General features: G+C 61.9%; 12 protein-coding genes. 9 read left to right on the top strand and 3 right to left on the bottom strand.

Annotated features, from left to right (window positions below; translation table 11 throughout):
- Entirely contained in the window at positions 1 to 1,350 is a 1,350-nt protein-coding gene (locus CSC74_RS12820) for a sensor histidine kinase (RefSeq protein ID WP_162314872.1), read from the top strand.
- An 81-nt stretch (positions 1,351 to 1,431) separates the two neighbouring features.
- Here CSC74_RS12820 and CSC74_RS12815 read toward each other — a convergent pair whose 3' ends face one another.
- The 3 genes from CSC74_RS12815 to CSC74_RS12805 all read right to left on the bottom strand — a co-directional run bounded on the left by CSC74_RS12815 (position 1,432) and on the right by CSC74_RS12805 (position 3,558).
- A complete protein-coding gene (locus tag CSC74_RS12815) occupies positions 1,432 to 1,989 on the bottom strand; it encodes a cytochrome b (protein ID WP_162314871.1) in 558 nt (185 codons plus the stop codon).
- 49 nt (positions 1,990 to 2,038) lie between these two features.
- The gene (locus CSC74_RS12810; RefSeq protein ID WP_162314870.1) at positions 2,039 to 2,764 is read right to left on the bottom strand and encodes a hypothetical protein; all 726 of its coding nucleotides are present in this window, start codon (positions 2,762 to 2,764) and stop codon (positions 2,039 to 2,041) included.
- A 317-nt stretch (positions 2,765 to 3,081) separates the two neighbouring features.
- Positions 3,082 to 3,558 carry a hypothetical protein gene (locus CSC74_RS12805; RefSeq protein ID WP_162314869.1) on the bottom strand — a complete coding sequence of 159 codons (477 nt, stop codon included), beginning with the start codon at positions 3,556 to 3,558 and terminating at the stop codon, positions 3,082 to 3,084.
- 312 nt (positions 3,559 to 3,870) lie between these two features.
- On the opposite strand from CSC74_RS12805, the gene CSC74_RS12800 reads away from it, so the two are divergent.
- The 8 genes from CSC74_RS12800 to CSC74_RS12765 all read left to right on the top strand — a co-directional run bounded on the left by CSC74_RS12800 (position 3,871) and on the right by CSC74_RS12765 (position 13,970).
- Positions 3,871 to 5,901: a TonB-dependent receptor plug domain-containing protein gene (locus CSC74_RS12800; protein WP_162314868.1), complete on the top strand. Its 2,031-nt coding sequence runs from the start codon at positions 3,871 to 3,873 to the stop codon at positions 5,899 to 5,901.
- A 641-nt stretch (positions 5,902 to 6,542) separates the two neighbouring features.
- A complete protein-coding gene (dusA, locus tag CSC74_RS12795; RefSeq protein WP_162314867.1) occupies positions 6,543 to 7,511 on the top strand; it encodes a tRNA dihydrouridine(20/20a) synthase DusA in 969 nt (322 codons plus the stop codon).
- A 90-nt stretch (positions 7,512 to 7,601) separates the two neighbouring features.
- The gene (locus tag CSC74_RS12790) at positions 7,602 to 7,847 is read left to right on the top strand and encodes a hypothetical protein (protein WP_162314866.1); all 246 of its coding nucleotides are present in this window, start codon (positions 7,602 to 7,604) and stop codon (positions 7,845 to 7,847) included.
- Positions 7,848 to 7,892: 45 nt separating this feature from the next.
- On the top strand, positions 7,893 to 9,581 hold the full coding sequence (locus CSC74_RS12785; protein ID WP_162314865.1) for a type IV secretory system conjugative DNA transfer family protein: 1,689 nt from the start codon (positions 7,893 to 7,895) through the stop codon (positions 9,579 to 9,581).
- A 949-nt stretch (positions 9,582 to 10,530) separates the two neighbouring features.
- Positions 10,531 to 10,935 carry a TcpQ domain-containing protein gene (locus tag CSC74_RS12780; protein WP_162314864.1) on the top strand — a complete coding sequence of 135 codons (405 nt, stop codon included), beginning with the start codon at positions 10,531 to 10,533 and terminating at the stop codon, positions 10,933 to 10,935.
- 64 nt (positions 10,936 to 10,999) lie between these two features.
- Positions 11,000 to 11,944 carry a VirB8 family type IV secretion system protein gene (locus tag CSC74_RS12775; RefSeq protein ID WP_162314863.1) on the top strand — a complete coding sequence of 315 codons (945 nt, stop codon included), beginning with the start codon at positions 11,000 to 11,002 and terminating at the stop codon, positions 11,942 to 11,944.
- The gene (locus CSC74_RS12770) at positions 11,941 to 12,696 is read left to right on the top strand and encodes a TrbG/VirB9 family P-type conjugative transfer protein (RefSeq protein WP_162314862.1); all 756 of its coding nucleotides are present in this window, start codon (positions 11,941 to 11,943) and stop codon (positions 12,694 to 12,696) included. Before CSC74_RS12775 ends, CSC74_RS12770 begins: the two co-directional genes overlap by 4 nt.
- Positions 12,693 to 13,970: a TraB/TrbI/VirB10 family type IV secretion system protein gene (locus tag CSC74_RS12765; RefSeq protein WP_162314861.1), complete on the top strand. Its 1,278-nt coding sequence runs from the start codon at positions 12,693 to 12,695 to the stop codon at positions 13,968 to 13,970. The genes CSC74_RS12770 and CSC74_RS12765 overlap by 4 nt, the downstream gene beginning before the upstream one ends.
- The last annotated feature ends 12 nt before the right edge of the window (positions 13,971 to 13,982 follow it).

The following is a 13,982-nucleotide window of genomic DNA, read 5'->3' as shown; positions in this document are numbered from 1 at the left end:
ATGAATTCCGGATCCTTGCGCTGGCGTTTGCTGCTGGCTGCAGCCATCGCGATCCTGATCGCGATGACGGTTTCCTGGGCGCTCATGGGCTTGCTGTTCTCCCGGCATGCGCAGCGTGGCGTGGTGACGGAACTGACCCGCGAGGCGCTGGAGCTGGTGGCCGGCCTTCATCTCAACGCTGTCGGGGTTCCGCAGCTCGAGGGACAGGCTTCCGATCCGCGGTTCGATCGACCCAGCAGCGGGAGGTACTGGCAGGCCAGTACTTCGCTGGGCGCGGCGCGATCGCTTTCCCTATGGGATGAAACGCTTCCCGTTCCCGGCGCGCTCGATGCCCGCCAATGGCGGACGCGCGAAAGCAACGGCCCGTTCGGGCAAAGACTGATCATCGTGGAGCGCGTGGTCCGTCTCGATCCCGAGGGAACGCCAGTGACCGTGCAGGTCGCGCAGAACCTGTCCGATCTGGAAGCCGCCGCCCGCGCTTTTCGCCGCGAACTGGGATTGTTCCTCGGCATCCTCTGGGTCGCGCTGGTTGCCGCGGCCTGGCTGCAGGTCACGCTGGGCCTGGCTCCCCTGGCCAGTGTCAGCACCGCCCTGTATTCCCTGCAGAAGAACCCGGCGGCACGCCTGACGGCGCCCCATCCGAACGAAGTATCCCCGCTGGTGTCGGCGATCAATACGCTGGCCGACGCGAGAGAAAAAGACCTGGTCCGCGCCAAGCGGCGCGGTGCCGACCTTGCGCATTCCCTGAAGACGCCATTGTCGGCGCTGCGGGCGATCAGCCATCGCGCGCGGGAATCAGGCGAAACCACCACCGCGGACGATCTGGACCGGGTGATCGACACGGCAGGCGCGGCGCTCGAGGCGGAACTGGCCCGCTCCCGGGCCGCGGCGATCCGGGACAACCGGGCCAGTACGCAGTGCTCGCCGTTCGACGTGGTCGAGCGGATCGTCGGAGTCCTGGAGAAGACCGATTTCGGCGGCGACCTGGTTTACAGCGTCGACATAGCGCCCCAGTTGAAGCTGCCCCTGACCGAAGAGGACCTGATGGAGGCGCTGGGCGCGCTGGTCGAAAATGCATCGAGGTTCGCCAGACGTCAGGTCGCCGTTTCCGCCATGCGCGCCGAGGGGCATTTCAGGATGCTAGTCGAGGACGATGGGCCCGGGCTTGAAATAAGTACCGAGGCCGCGTTCATGCGCGGTGGCCGGCTCGACGAGTTGGGCCGGGGAAACCACGGTCTTGGCTTGTCCATCGCCAAGGAGATCGTGGAGGCGGCCGGCGGAACGCTCGACCTGCAGCGCTCCGTGCCCGGCGGCCTGCAGGTGGCCCTGTCCTGGCCGGCTACTAAGTGAGCGCGACCGGCCGGTATCCATGCGGTGCCCCAGCCCGATCAACGGCGCCACTGCTGAACGCTGACGCGAGTCGGAGACTCTTCAGCCACTGCGCCTACCCGATGGAAGCATGCGCCGCAGGGTGTTGTCCTTCCAGAAATAGTGATGCGCGAGCGCAGCCAGGGCATGCAGCCCGATCAGCCAGTAGCCGAAACTTCCGACGGTTTCGTGCAGTTCCACCACCTGCGACGCCAGCGCCTTGTCCTGCCCGACCAGCGGCGGCAATTCCAGGCCGAAGAACGGAACCGGCTTGCCGGCGGCGCTGAGCACCACCCAGCCAGCCAGCGGCATGCCGATCATGAACGCGTACAGCAGCCCCTGGACGACGCCGGACGCCAGTCTCTGCCAGGCAGCCGGGGCAGGAACGATCGGCGGCTTGTGCGTTACCGCCCGAAGGAAAAGGCGTACCCATACCAGTGCGAATATCAGCAGACCGCACATGAAGTGGAAACTCTTCATGGTTTCGCGCGGCACGCTCCCTTTATCGAAAAGCACGCGCAATTCGATGAACGCATAGACAAGGACGAACAATCCCAGCATCGCCCAGTGCAGCGTTATCGACCAGCGGTTGTAGGTCGTATTTCCATTCATTGTGCTCATCGCTTCATTTCTTCCTCATGGTTGCTCTTGGACCGGCCATTCGAACGCATCATTGGAAAACGTACTCGATCCCCAGACGCATCGATGCCTGCGTGCCGTTCCCGCCGTGCCGCCAGCTCCTGCCATAGCCACCAAACAGCATCCATGTCCCCTGCGACTGCCAGCGGAACCCGAGACTGCCGCGCTGGAGCACCTGTCCGTCGCCGCCCAGCGCGGCATCATGCAAGGCTTCCGCTCCCAGCCACAGGTTCGGGGCTACTTCGTATTCGTACAGCGCTCCCGCACTCCATGCCGACTCGCCGGCCTGCGATGCGTGCAGCCAAGCCACCTGCGCGGTCAAGCGTCCGCGTCCTGACGACCGGCTCGCCCGCAGCGGCAACGCCAGCAGCGTGTCGTCCCCGCCCATTCCGGCACCTCGATCGCCCGTGGGCAAGGTCAGCTCCGGCTCCAGCGCCACGCCGAGGGAAGTGCCCGACTCTTGCCGTAGCCTCCACTTCAACGCCAGCCGCAGATCGTGGCTGCCGTGACGGCGCTGTTCATCGTGGAATTCCGTAATACCGTAGCCGCTGCCCACGGCCAGCTCGAAATGGTCGGCGAATCCCCAACCCGCTTCCAGCGCCGGCCGCGTCCACGTCACATCATCCCCGCTGCGCGAGCGCCCGGACTCCGCCTTCAGCTTAAAGCCACTGCCGACATCCGTATCGCCCACCTCGAACGCGCTCGCATCGGAGTGATCGGGGAAGATCGAGCCCGTCAGGATCGCCGCGATCGCCATCGCATTGCTCCGCGAACGGCGCATGCGAGGCCGCCGACGGAACTGGATCGACCATTCCCCCATCACCACGGCCGCAGTGGGGCAAGATGATCGGGGAACACGGCTTCCACCATTTCGGACTTCTCCATCTGCACGGGATGAGAGTCAGCTTAGCCAGGCGAGCTGACATGCAACTGACGTCGCGCCGCAGGCATGAAACCAGGCGGTCCGACCAATGCGGCGAATCGCGACGCTTACGACTGCCATACGGTCTGGAGAGAGCGCTCGCCCGATCCGGCATTCGCTCGGCCTGACCCGCAAACGATCGGCGGGATCGCTCATTTCCGGGCCTGCACCTCGGCGCGCTGGCGATCCAGCTCCTTGAGCCACTCCGTCGCCGTGGTCGGTCCCGACACTTCGAAATGGGTGTGATCGGCGATATGGTTGCGCACATCCAGGAAAAAGAGCGCGCCGCTGGGCAGGCCCAGCTCCCTGGTCTTCGCCTTCATGGCCGCCAACTGCTCCGGCGTCGTCTTGGGACGCGAGGGCTTGTACAGCATCACGTCCCAGCCTTCGCCGCCCGCATGCAGGAACACTTGCGATGGCTGTTGGCCGCCGGCGATGCTGACCTTTTCCCACTCCGCGATGCTGCGGAGGAAAGCTTCGGTATGGCCGGGCGCCAGGCGGAACATCTCGAACGTTCCCGTGGTCATCTCGACCTTGGCGGATGCCGGGTTCGACGCATCGGCCGGTTTGTCCTGCGCCAGCACCGATCCGGGAACGACGAGCATCGCGAGCAACAGCATTTTGAACATCGGTCGGGCGCTCCTGTCCTGGTCGCCGAATTATCGTCCGCGAGGATTGCGATAAAAGACAAATTCGGGCCAAAGATCGACGCTGGCGGGCAACGATGCGCAGGTAACCCTGAGGATGCCGCGCGCCGGATGATGCACCGACAAATCTGCATATCCAATGGTGATGCAGGTTCGCAATCGAATACAGACCGTTTTTGTCTGTCCGTGTATCGCCCAGCTGACACCACGCTGACGCGACGCGTAAGCCACCTGTGGGTGGCCTCTTGTAAAGGTGAAGAGGAGTCCACTAGACCAGGGAAAAAGATGCACGGCATGAAGTACACGGCAATCGGCGCGGCGATCCTGGGGGCATTGATGCTGAGCGGGGTACCCCGTGCCTATGCGCAAACCGAGATGCGGATGGGAGTGACCGGATTCGAAACCGGCTACTTTTCGCGATCGCAACCCGCAACCGCCTATGACATGGTCATCCTGCTGCCCGGCCTTCGCCCCATCGAGGGCGACGCGGACTTGCGCGGATATGCTGGCACCGGGGGAAACATCCTGATCGACGGCCAGCGTCCTGCCAGCAAGGGACAGACACTAGAAGAGATCCTCAAGCGCATACCCGCTTCGGCAGTCGAACGCGTGGAGCTCGTCCGCAGCGGGGCGGCGGGGGTGGACATGCAGGGCTACGCGGTGATGGCGAACGTCGTCAGGATCCAGGGAGGCAAGCGCAGGGGCAGGATCGAGGTGGAAGATGCCTTCCTCCAGCATGGCTTCTCGTCGCCGAGAGCCGCAGCGGAATTCTCCAGCGACAATGAGGGCCGAACCCTGGATGTCGCTGTCGCCATTTACCGGGAAATAGACGACGAACACGGATTCGGTATCCGTAACCGGTATGCCGAGGATGGAACGCTGTTGCGCCAGGCCGATTACGAGCAACCGGAAGGGGAAACGGTCAAGGAGCTTTCCGGCGGCTATCGATTTCCCCTGGCTGGCGGGTCGCTCAAGGTGAATGCGCTTCTCAAGGACGAGCGCATGTTCGCCGACATCAAGAACGATATCAGCTACCCGCTACCCCAACTCTCCACCGGAACAGAACGCGTAACGACAAAAACAAAAGAAGTGGCGGCGCGCTTCGAGCGTCCTCTTTCGCCCCGTGCGGAGCTCGAGTTGCTTGCAAGCATCAGCGATGTCGGGGAAAGCGGAAACGACACATCGCGAAGCGAAGGAAGCTCCGATGAATCTCGCGAAGTCGTGGACGCCAGGGAGACCATACTGCGTGGCGTCTATCGTCATAAGGGCGATGTTGTTTCATTCGAGTCGGGTGCAGAAGGTGCGCTCAATGTGCTCGATAGCCATACGGCCCTCAGGGAGAACGGGATCGACATCCTGCTTCCCTTTGCCAATGTGCGGGTGGAAGAACAGAGGGTCGAAATATTCTCGACCGCGACCTGGTTGCCGTCACCCGCCGTTACCATCGAGGTCGGGGCGCGCTATGAGTTCTCGAAACTTGCCCAGACCGGCGACAGCACGCTGTCGAAATCCCTTTCCTTCCTCAAGCCGCGCCTGCTGGCGACATGGGCCATCTCGCCAGCGGATGGACTCAGGGGCTTGATCGAGCGCGAGGTCGGCCAGCTGGATTTCGCCAACTTCGCCGGCTCGGCTTCCCTCACCAGCGGTACGGTTACCGCGGGCAACCAGGACCTCGAACCCGACCGCCTGTGGCGGATCGAGGCAGCCTGGGAACACCGGTTCGTAGCGGGTTCGCTGGTCGTGGCCGCGCGGCATGAAAAGATAAGCGATGTCGTGGACAGGATCCCGACCTTCACCGACCTGGGCGTTTTCGATTCGGTCGGCAATATCGGCGATGGGAAACGGCAGGAACTGGAAGCGAATCTGAATCTTCCCTTTGATCGGATCGGATTGAATGGAGTGAATTTGCAGGCCAACGCGCTCTGGCGCCGCAGTCGAGTCACCGACCCCGCCACTGGCGAATCCAGGCGGATATCGGGCGACCTGCCTTTGGAGGCGGGCCTGACGCTCAGTCACGACATCCCCGCCCGCAAGCTCCGCTGGGGAGTCGACTATGCGGTGGAAGCGGAAGAGACCGAGTTCAAGGTGGACGAAATCCAGACCGACGTCATTTCCAACAGGGTCGACCTGTTCGTGGAGTACAAGCCGACCGACAAGTGGTCGTATCGTCTGTTCGCCAAGAACCTGACCGACGGCCCGGCCACGCGTACCAGGTACATCTACGACGGCCTGCGCGGCGCGTCTCCATTGAATCATGTCGAGAAGCGGGTATTGAAGAGCGGTCCGTATGTTGGATTCGCCGTGCAACGGAGCTTTGGCGGTTAGCGCGAAGGACGAGCGGGACTCCCGAACAGGACGCCGCGCAGGAACAAGTTCGATCGGGCCGCTGCCACTGTCCGCGATCTCGACCAGGCTGGTTGTTGAGAATCCGAGGGTGCAAGGTCATCGCGTACATGCCCATGGACGCGATGGGATCTCCTTTCTCGACCTTCAGGTAGGTCGTCCCGGAAAGCCTGGCACACTCGACCATCATTTCCGCGGCCAGGCTGCGCTTGCGCCGGGGTCCTCGAGGTCTTGCCCAGCTTGGCAAGAGAGCGCCGGACCGGGGGTAGGGTGTCTATTGCTGCTGGGATCGCACGGAAAGGTCGTATTAAATAGCCCTTAAGGGCCTTAAGGGATAGATTATTAATCCTTATCCGCCTGCTTGGCAGGCAAGCCTAAGGTGCTGGGTAGGGCCAGGTCCGGGCGTCCTCATGGCTCAGGAAGGTCTTGCTGGCATAGGATTGTTTGCGCCGGACCTGTACCCGCGAGTGGCCCGATTTGAGCTTGGCAATGTCGCCATTTCGTATGCGCTATGCGTGCATCGAGGGTCGTAGAGGCGCAATCGGGCGAATTGGAGTGCACGAGAGCGCACGCGGCCTATCCATGCTTTTTATTTGCAGGTTAAATAATTGAATTACAAAGAAATGAAGTTATCGGTGGCGCCGATGATGGACTGGACCGACAGCCACTGCCGGGTGTTTCACCGCCTGCTGGCGCCGGGTGCGCGGCTGTACACGGAAATGGTCCACGCCAATGCGGTGCTGCAGGGCGACCGCGGACGCTTGCTGGCGCGCGATCCGGTCGAGAATCCGGTGGCGTTGCAGTTGGGCGGCAGCGATCCGACGTTGCTGGCACAGGCGACGCGGGTCGGGCAGGAGCGTGGTTTCGACGAAGTGAACCTCAACGTCGGTTGTCCTTCCGACCGCGTCCAGGCCGGCCGCTTCGGTGCCTGCCTGATGAAGGAGCCGGCGCTGGTCGCCGACTGCGTGGCGGCGATGATCGCAGCCACGGACATCCCGGTCACGGTGAAATGTCGCCTGGGCGTGGACGAAGAACACGATTACGATCGCTTCGCCGCCTTCATCGACACGGTTGCAGAAGCGGGTTGCCGGATCTTCTTCGTGCACGCGCGCAATGCGTGGTTGCAGGGCCTGTCACCGAAGGAGAACCGCGAGGTGCCGCCACTGCGTTACGACTGGGCCTACCGGCTCAAGCGCGAGCGTCCGGCGTTGACCATCGCGGTCAATGGCGGCATCGCCACGGTCGAGGATTCGCTGGAACACCTGCGGCATGTCGATGGCGTGATGTTGGGCCGCGCGGCCTATCACGACCCGTACGTGTTGCACCGCCTGGACGCGGCGCTGTCCGGTACCGAAGTGCAGCCGCGCGCGCAGCTACTGCGCGCACTGCGACCCTACGTGGAAGACCGGCTCGCCCACGGCATCGCACTCAAGCACATCACCCGCCACCTGCTCGGCCTGTTCCACGGCCAACCGGGCGGCCGCGCTTTCCGCCAGGTGCTGAGCGAAGGCGCGCACAAGCCGGGTGCGGATTGGGCGTTGGTGGAGAAGGCGATCGCAATGACCGAATCGCGACTGGAGTCCGCTGCCTGATCGATGCGGTTGTTCGATCGGTGCGCCCGGACTTCAATTCGGCGCTGATTACGTAATATGATCGGGCCACACGCCAAGGAGGAAGTGACTGTGACGGAATACACACATCCGATATTGATCAAGGGAAACTACCAGGTCGTAGCCGTGACCCAGGATGAGCAATACGATCCTGGCGACATCACCGGTTACGCAGTGCTGACCATGGCAGGCGCCCGGCTGCGCCAGGACATGACCCTGGAAGACGCAAGGATCTGGATGGACAAGCTGGTAGAGGAAGAAAACCTCCAGCGCGCCGAAGCGCCTGTCCGCGCCAAACCCATGCGGCAGCGACGCTGAGCCTGCCAGGCACCACGGAAGGATGCGGGTAACAAGGAGGTGCAGGTGAACAGGAACAAGACGATTTTCGTGGTGGCGGCCGGGCTGGCTGTGCTGTTGGCCGGGTTCTACCTGTCCGGTTATCTGGCCCTGATTTTCCTCAAGCTCGACACGGGCTTGTTGAAGTGGAACACCTACCCGGCCTATCTCAAGGCGCTGGACCTGCCGCAAGTCCAGCCCTATGTCGGCAAGCTCAAGGTCGCGGGCTACGTGGGCTTCGGCCTGCCGCTACTCGCATACCTGGCGTTGCTGGTGCTGGTGTTGAAACCGGCGAAGAAAGCCATGCACGGCGATGCCCGTTTCGCCAACGCCGGCGACCTGGCCCGGCAGGGCATGTTCAAGTCCTCGAACAACGGCATCGTGGTCGGCAAGTTCAACGGCAAGCTGGTGCGCCTGGGTGGACAGCAGTTCGTGATCCTTGCCGCACCCACGCGCTCGGGCAAGGGCGTGGGCATCGTCATTCCCAACCTGCTCGACTACCAGGAATCGATGGTGGTCCTGGACATCAAGCAGGAGAACTTCGACCTGACCAGCGGCTGGCGCGCCAGCCAGGGCCAGGAAATCTACCTGTTCAACCCTTTCGCCGAGGACCGACGCACGCACCGCTGGAATCCGCTCAGCTACGTGTCGGAAGACCCGGCTTTCCGCATCTCCGACCTGCAAAGCATCGCCGCGATGCTTTACCCGGATGGATCGGACGACCAGAAATTCTGGGTCAGCCAGGCGCGTAACGCATTCACCGCGTTCGCGCTGTTCCTGTTCGAGAATTTCGACGACCAGTGGAAGCAGGGATTCCCGAAGGAATTCCTGGCCTTCCCGACCCTCGGAAGCATCTACCGCCTGTCGTCCGGCGACGGCAGCGACCTCAAGGCATACCTGCAGGCGCTTTCGAAGAAACCCTTCCTCAGCAGCCACGCAAAAACCGCCTTCGCCAACATGCTGTCCCAGGCCGAGGAAACCTTCGCCTCGATCCTGGGCACGTTCAAGGAACCGCTCAACGCTTTCATCAATCCGGTGCTGGATGCGGCCACCAGCGGCAACGATTTCCTGCTCACCGACGTGCGCAAGCGCAGGATGACCATCTACATCGGCATCCAGCCCAACAAGCTGGCGGAAAGCCGGCTGATCGTGAACCTGTTCTTCAACCAGATCATCAACCTCAACACCAAGGAGTTGCCGCAGAGCAATCCGGAACTGAAGCACCAGTGCCTGTTGCTGATGGACGAATTCACCGCCATCGGCAAGGTCGAGATCATCGCTTCCGCCGTCTCCTACATGGCCGGCTACAACATCCGCCTGCTGCCGATCATCCAGAGCATGTCGCAGCTGGACGCCACCTACGGCAAGGACGTCTCCCGCACCATCATCACCAACCACGCCCTGCAGATCATCTACGCCCCGCGCGAACAACAGGACGCCAATGATTACTCGGACATGCTCGGCTATACCACCGTGCTCAAGCGCAACCGCAGCCAGTCGCACGGCCAGCAGGGCAGCGTGACCTTCAGCGAAGTGGAAGAACGCCGCGCCCTGATGCTGCCGCAAGAGCTCAAGGCCATGGGTTTCGACAAGGAAGTGTTCCTGTATGAAGGCATCGCGCACCCGGTGATGTGCGAGAAGATCAAGTACTACCAGGACCGGTATTTCACTTCGCGGCTGTTGCCGAAGGTGGAGGTGCCGAAGCTTGGTCTCTAGCGTTCCGCCTGACCCGCAGTAACTTGGGCGGACAGGGCGCATGGATCCTGAGGGGGGCAGGATCGGGGGTCATCGGCACTTGCTGCCATGAGGGAACGAATACCGGACTCCAGGGAAAGGCGTACGCCAACAGGGGTGGCAGGTGACCGAAAGGATGCATGGTCTGTCGCTGCCGGGTAAAGCAGTCCGGATACAGGAATTTGCAGCTTGCGCGTCACCGGAAGTCCCGGTGGATCGAGGAGGCCGGTGCAAAAAAAGAGGGAGCCGCAAGGCGAACGACAGCCCGCATGGTGCGACTTTGAAGATCTATCCGGTTACCTGATTCGCTGCAAGGGACGGATTGTTTCAGGATGATTTCACTCGCAAGCTTTGTCGCATCGCGCTATGAACAGGGAAGAGAAGAGCAGGCAATGGAGTTGTTTCTTGTGCAAGCGCGGAACTATTCGTGCGCTGACGCACAACTCTCCACCGATTGCTTGACTATTCTCATGCGATCAAGCTAAATCCAGTCGGGGCTGTAATCGTCGTAGAGCAGGTCCGGTAATCGGTGCCCAGCGGGTGGTCGATGAACCGACCGCAGCCCGGGCATGAAGGATTCATGGAGCAAGTCTGCAAGGAGGCGGGGAAATCGATGTCCAGTCTGTACCGGGTAATTCCCGAATCTTTTCAAGTCCGATTGCCAATAGGCAGTCCTGGCCGCGGCTTCGCGCCTGGCTCATCCTCGGCTTCTGGTTCCGTAGCCTTGCAGGCTATCCGGTCTTCTTGCAGCAGCAAGCGCGATTCCAGCCGTAATCGTGCGACTCGTCGCCGTAATCATGTGGCATTGATCCCTGCGAAAATTCGTCGCGGCGTGCGTCATGTGCTTGTCAAATTCCCCAATGCCATTCACCGGTGAAGCGTGAAATACCAAATTCCTGCTAGCAGTTTCCTTTGGGTAGTGATTCCGCTGATGTTCGTGCTGGCAAGCTGCGCCACGCGCCCGGCCCCGGATTTCGGCGGACGCTGGAAGCCGGCGAACCGCTATGCCGCCACCGCGGAAGAAATTCCCCTGTACCAGTCCTATGTGTTCACGGCGTCGCCCATGGACGGCACGCTGAAGAACATGCTGACCCGCTGGGCGAAGGACTCGAAGATGACCCTTTCGTACCTGCACCCCTCCGATTTCAGCCTGTACCAGCCGGTGGCGCAGATCCATACCAATGACCTGCAGCAGGCCGTTTCGCAACTGACCTCGGCCTACGCGGGGCAAAGGGTCTCGGTGACCGCCAGCAACAACCAGATCGTGGTGCGTGCGGCGCAGGTGGCCGAAGCCGCGCCTGCGACGGATGCCGACCCAGCACCGGCAAGTCCATAAGTCCGCGGACATGTTCGCGCGCGGACCCGATTGCCACGACACCGCTCCACATGGATCGACCTAGATGTTCCGGAAGAAAGAATCCACCCCGCAGATCGACAAAGCCGTCGCCAAGTCGGTCAGCTTCGAGCTGACCATCGCCGACATCGCGCGACAAAGCGAACGCCGTGCCTGGTTCGTGGCGTTCGGCGCCATCCTCCTGTCGCTGATCCTGGCCGCGGGCTATTTCTACATGCTGCCATTGAAGGAAAAGGTGCCCTACCTGGTCATGGCCGATGCCTATACAGGGACCAGCACCGTCGCCAGGCTCAACGAGAACTTCGACAACCGCAGCATCACCACCAGCGAAGCCATCAACCGCAGCAACGTCGCTCATTTCCTCATGGCGCGCGAGTCCTACGACGTGGCGCTGATGCTGCTGCGGGACTGGACCACGGTGTACACGATGTCCTCCCCGCAAGTGGCATCGGGCTACACGACCCTGCATGCGCGCAACAACATGAGCAGCCCCTACAACACCTACGGCAAGGAACGGGCGATCCGGGTGAATATCCTGAGCACCGTACTGATAGGCGGCGAAGACGGCGGTCCACCCAAAGGCGCGACAGTACGGTTCCAGCGCAGTCTCTACGACAAGAAGACCGGGTCCTCGCAGCCGCTGGACAGCAAGATCGCGACGCTCGAGTTTTCCTACAAGCCCAATCTGAAGATGGACGAGAAGGATCGTATCGAGAATCCGCTTGGATTCCAGGTGACCAGCTATCGGGTGGACAACGACTACGCCGCTTCGCCTCCCGTCCAGACCGTGCTTCCGCAAGCGCCCGTAGCGGCGATGCAGGAAAGCGGGATTCCCGGTGCGCAAGTCCCGGCGGGAGCGCCGGCTTCCGGAACACTTGCGCCCGAGTCCGATAGCGCGGCACCTGCCCAGGCCGCTCCGCCGGAGGGCGCTGCAGCACCCGTCACCGCACCTGCACCCACGAACAGCGTCAATGGAGCCAGCAACCGATGAACCGCTTTAGCAAACATTGCCTGGTTGCCGCGCTGTACCTGGCAGTCTTCTGGGCGGCACAGCCCGCCAGCGCGCAGGTGGTGCAGGACTACGAATACGAACCGGACCGGATCTATGAAGTGCGGACGGGGCTGGGGATCACCACCCAGATCGAATTGAGCCCCAACGAGAAAATCCTCGACTTCAGTACCGGGTTCAGTGCCGGCTGGGAGTTGACCCGGCGCGACAACGTGTTCTATCTCAAGCCGAAGAACGTGGATGTCGACACCAATATGATGATCCGCACGGCCACCCACTCCTACATCTTCGAATTGAAGGTGGTGGCCACGGACTGGACCGCGCTCAACCAGGCCAAGCAGGCCGGCGTGCAATACAAGATCACCTTCACCTATCCCAACGACACCGATTTCATCGCCGAAGCGGACGATACCCCGCAATTGAGCACCGGACTCGACAAGGACAGGCGTTACAACTTCAACTACGACTACTCGACGCGCACCAAGCAGGCCTGGTTGATTCCGACCAACGTCTACGATGACGGGCAGTTCACCTACGTGAAAATGAGCGACCTCAAGGCCTTTCCTACCGGCAATTTTCCTGCGGTGTTCGCCAGGGAACGCGAAGGTAGCGAAGACTTCGTGGTCAACACCACGGTCGAGAACAACACGTTGGTCGTCCATGGCACCTATCCCTACTTGGTGATTCGTCACGGCAAGAACGTCGTCGGCCTGCGCAGGAACAAAACCCAGTGAACCAGAACCTACCTCCCAACCAGACCGGCCGGCCCCACGACGATGAAGAGTCGGATTCCCAACGAGATCCCCGACGGGATTCCTATCGCGATTCGGGCCAGGACGACCGGGGCGAAAATCCCTACTACGCCAATCAGCGCAATGCGCCGCCGCCGGACCTCGACGCCAATGCCCCTACGCTGAAGTCCAACGAACTCCAGCGCCTGAATCGCAAGGCGCTGGTGTTCCTGGCGGGCATCGTGGCCCTGCTGATCGTGGCGGCGTTCTGGATGTTCAAGAGCGCAACTTCGGGCAAGGGCGAAACGACCAAGCCGCGCGAAGAGGCAGTGGTGATTCCGGAGCTGCCAAGAGCGCCAGAAGGAGAGGTGCCGGTCCAGGAAGTGGCACCGATCGAACTCGCTCAGAGCAGCCAGGTCGAGATGCCTCCGCTGCCGCAGCAGCCTGCCATGCAGCCGGCTTACCCGCCGGATTATGGGCAGGTGCCTACGGGACCGCGCGAGCCGACCTTGATGGAGCGCAGGATGGCGAACGCGGACGGCAGTGATGCCGGGGGCGGATCCCAGGGCAAACAGCCAGACCCCTATGTACAGGCCATGCTCGCGACTTTGCCCGGGAACCAGCAAAACCCCGCTGACCAGAAACTCCAGCCGGCCGAAGCCACCAGCGCCCAGTACATCAACAAGCCGGATGCATTGCTGGTGCGGGGCACCTATATCCGTTGCGTGCTCGAGACCAGGATCATCACCGACATTCCCGGCTTCACCTCATGTCTGGTGACCGAGCCGGTCTATTCGATCAACGGCCGCCGCCTGCTGTTGCCGAAGGGGTCGAAGATGCTGGGCAGCTACGACGTGCAGGATCCTAAGTTTCCGCGCGTCTCGGTGATATGGGACAGGATCACGACCCCCAACGGTATCGATGTGAGCATGGCCAGCCCGGGCATCGACAACCTGGGTAGCGCCGGCCATCCGGGAAAATTGAATTCCCACTGGGGTAGCAAGATCAGCGCCGCCCTGTTCATCAGTCTGCTCAGCGATGCCTTCAAGTATGCGGGCGAGAAGAACGGTCCCACCACCACCACGGTTACCAGTGGTGGGCATGTGATCGAGCAGCCTTTCCAGAGCAATACCGCCCGCACCGTCGAGCGCCTGGCGAATCAGGCGGTGGATCGTTATGCGAGCCGACCGGCTACGGTCACGATCAACCAGGGAACCGTCGTCAACATCTATGTGGCCAAGGACGTCGATTTTTCCGGCGTGCTGGCACGCAACTGATGCGGGTGGACC

Source organism: Pseudoxanthomonas yeongjuensis (assembly GCF_010093345.1).
In the GTDB taxonomy this organism is placed as follows: Bacteria; Pseudomonadota; Gammaproteobacteria; order Xanthomonadales; family Xanthomonadaceae; genus Pseudoxanthomonas_A; species Pseudoxanthomonas_A yeongjuensis.
The sequence above is the reverse complement of the archived record's forward strand: the minus strand, read 5'-3'. Positions and strand labels throughout refer to the sequence as shown.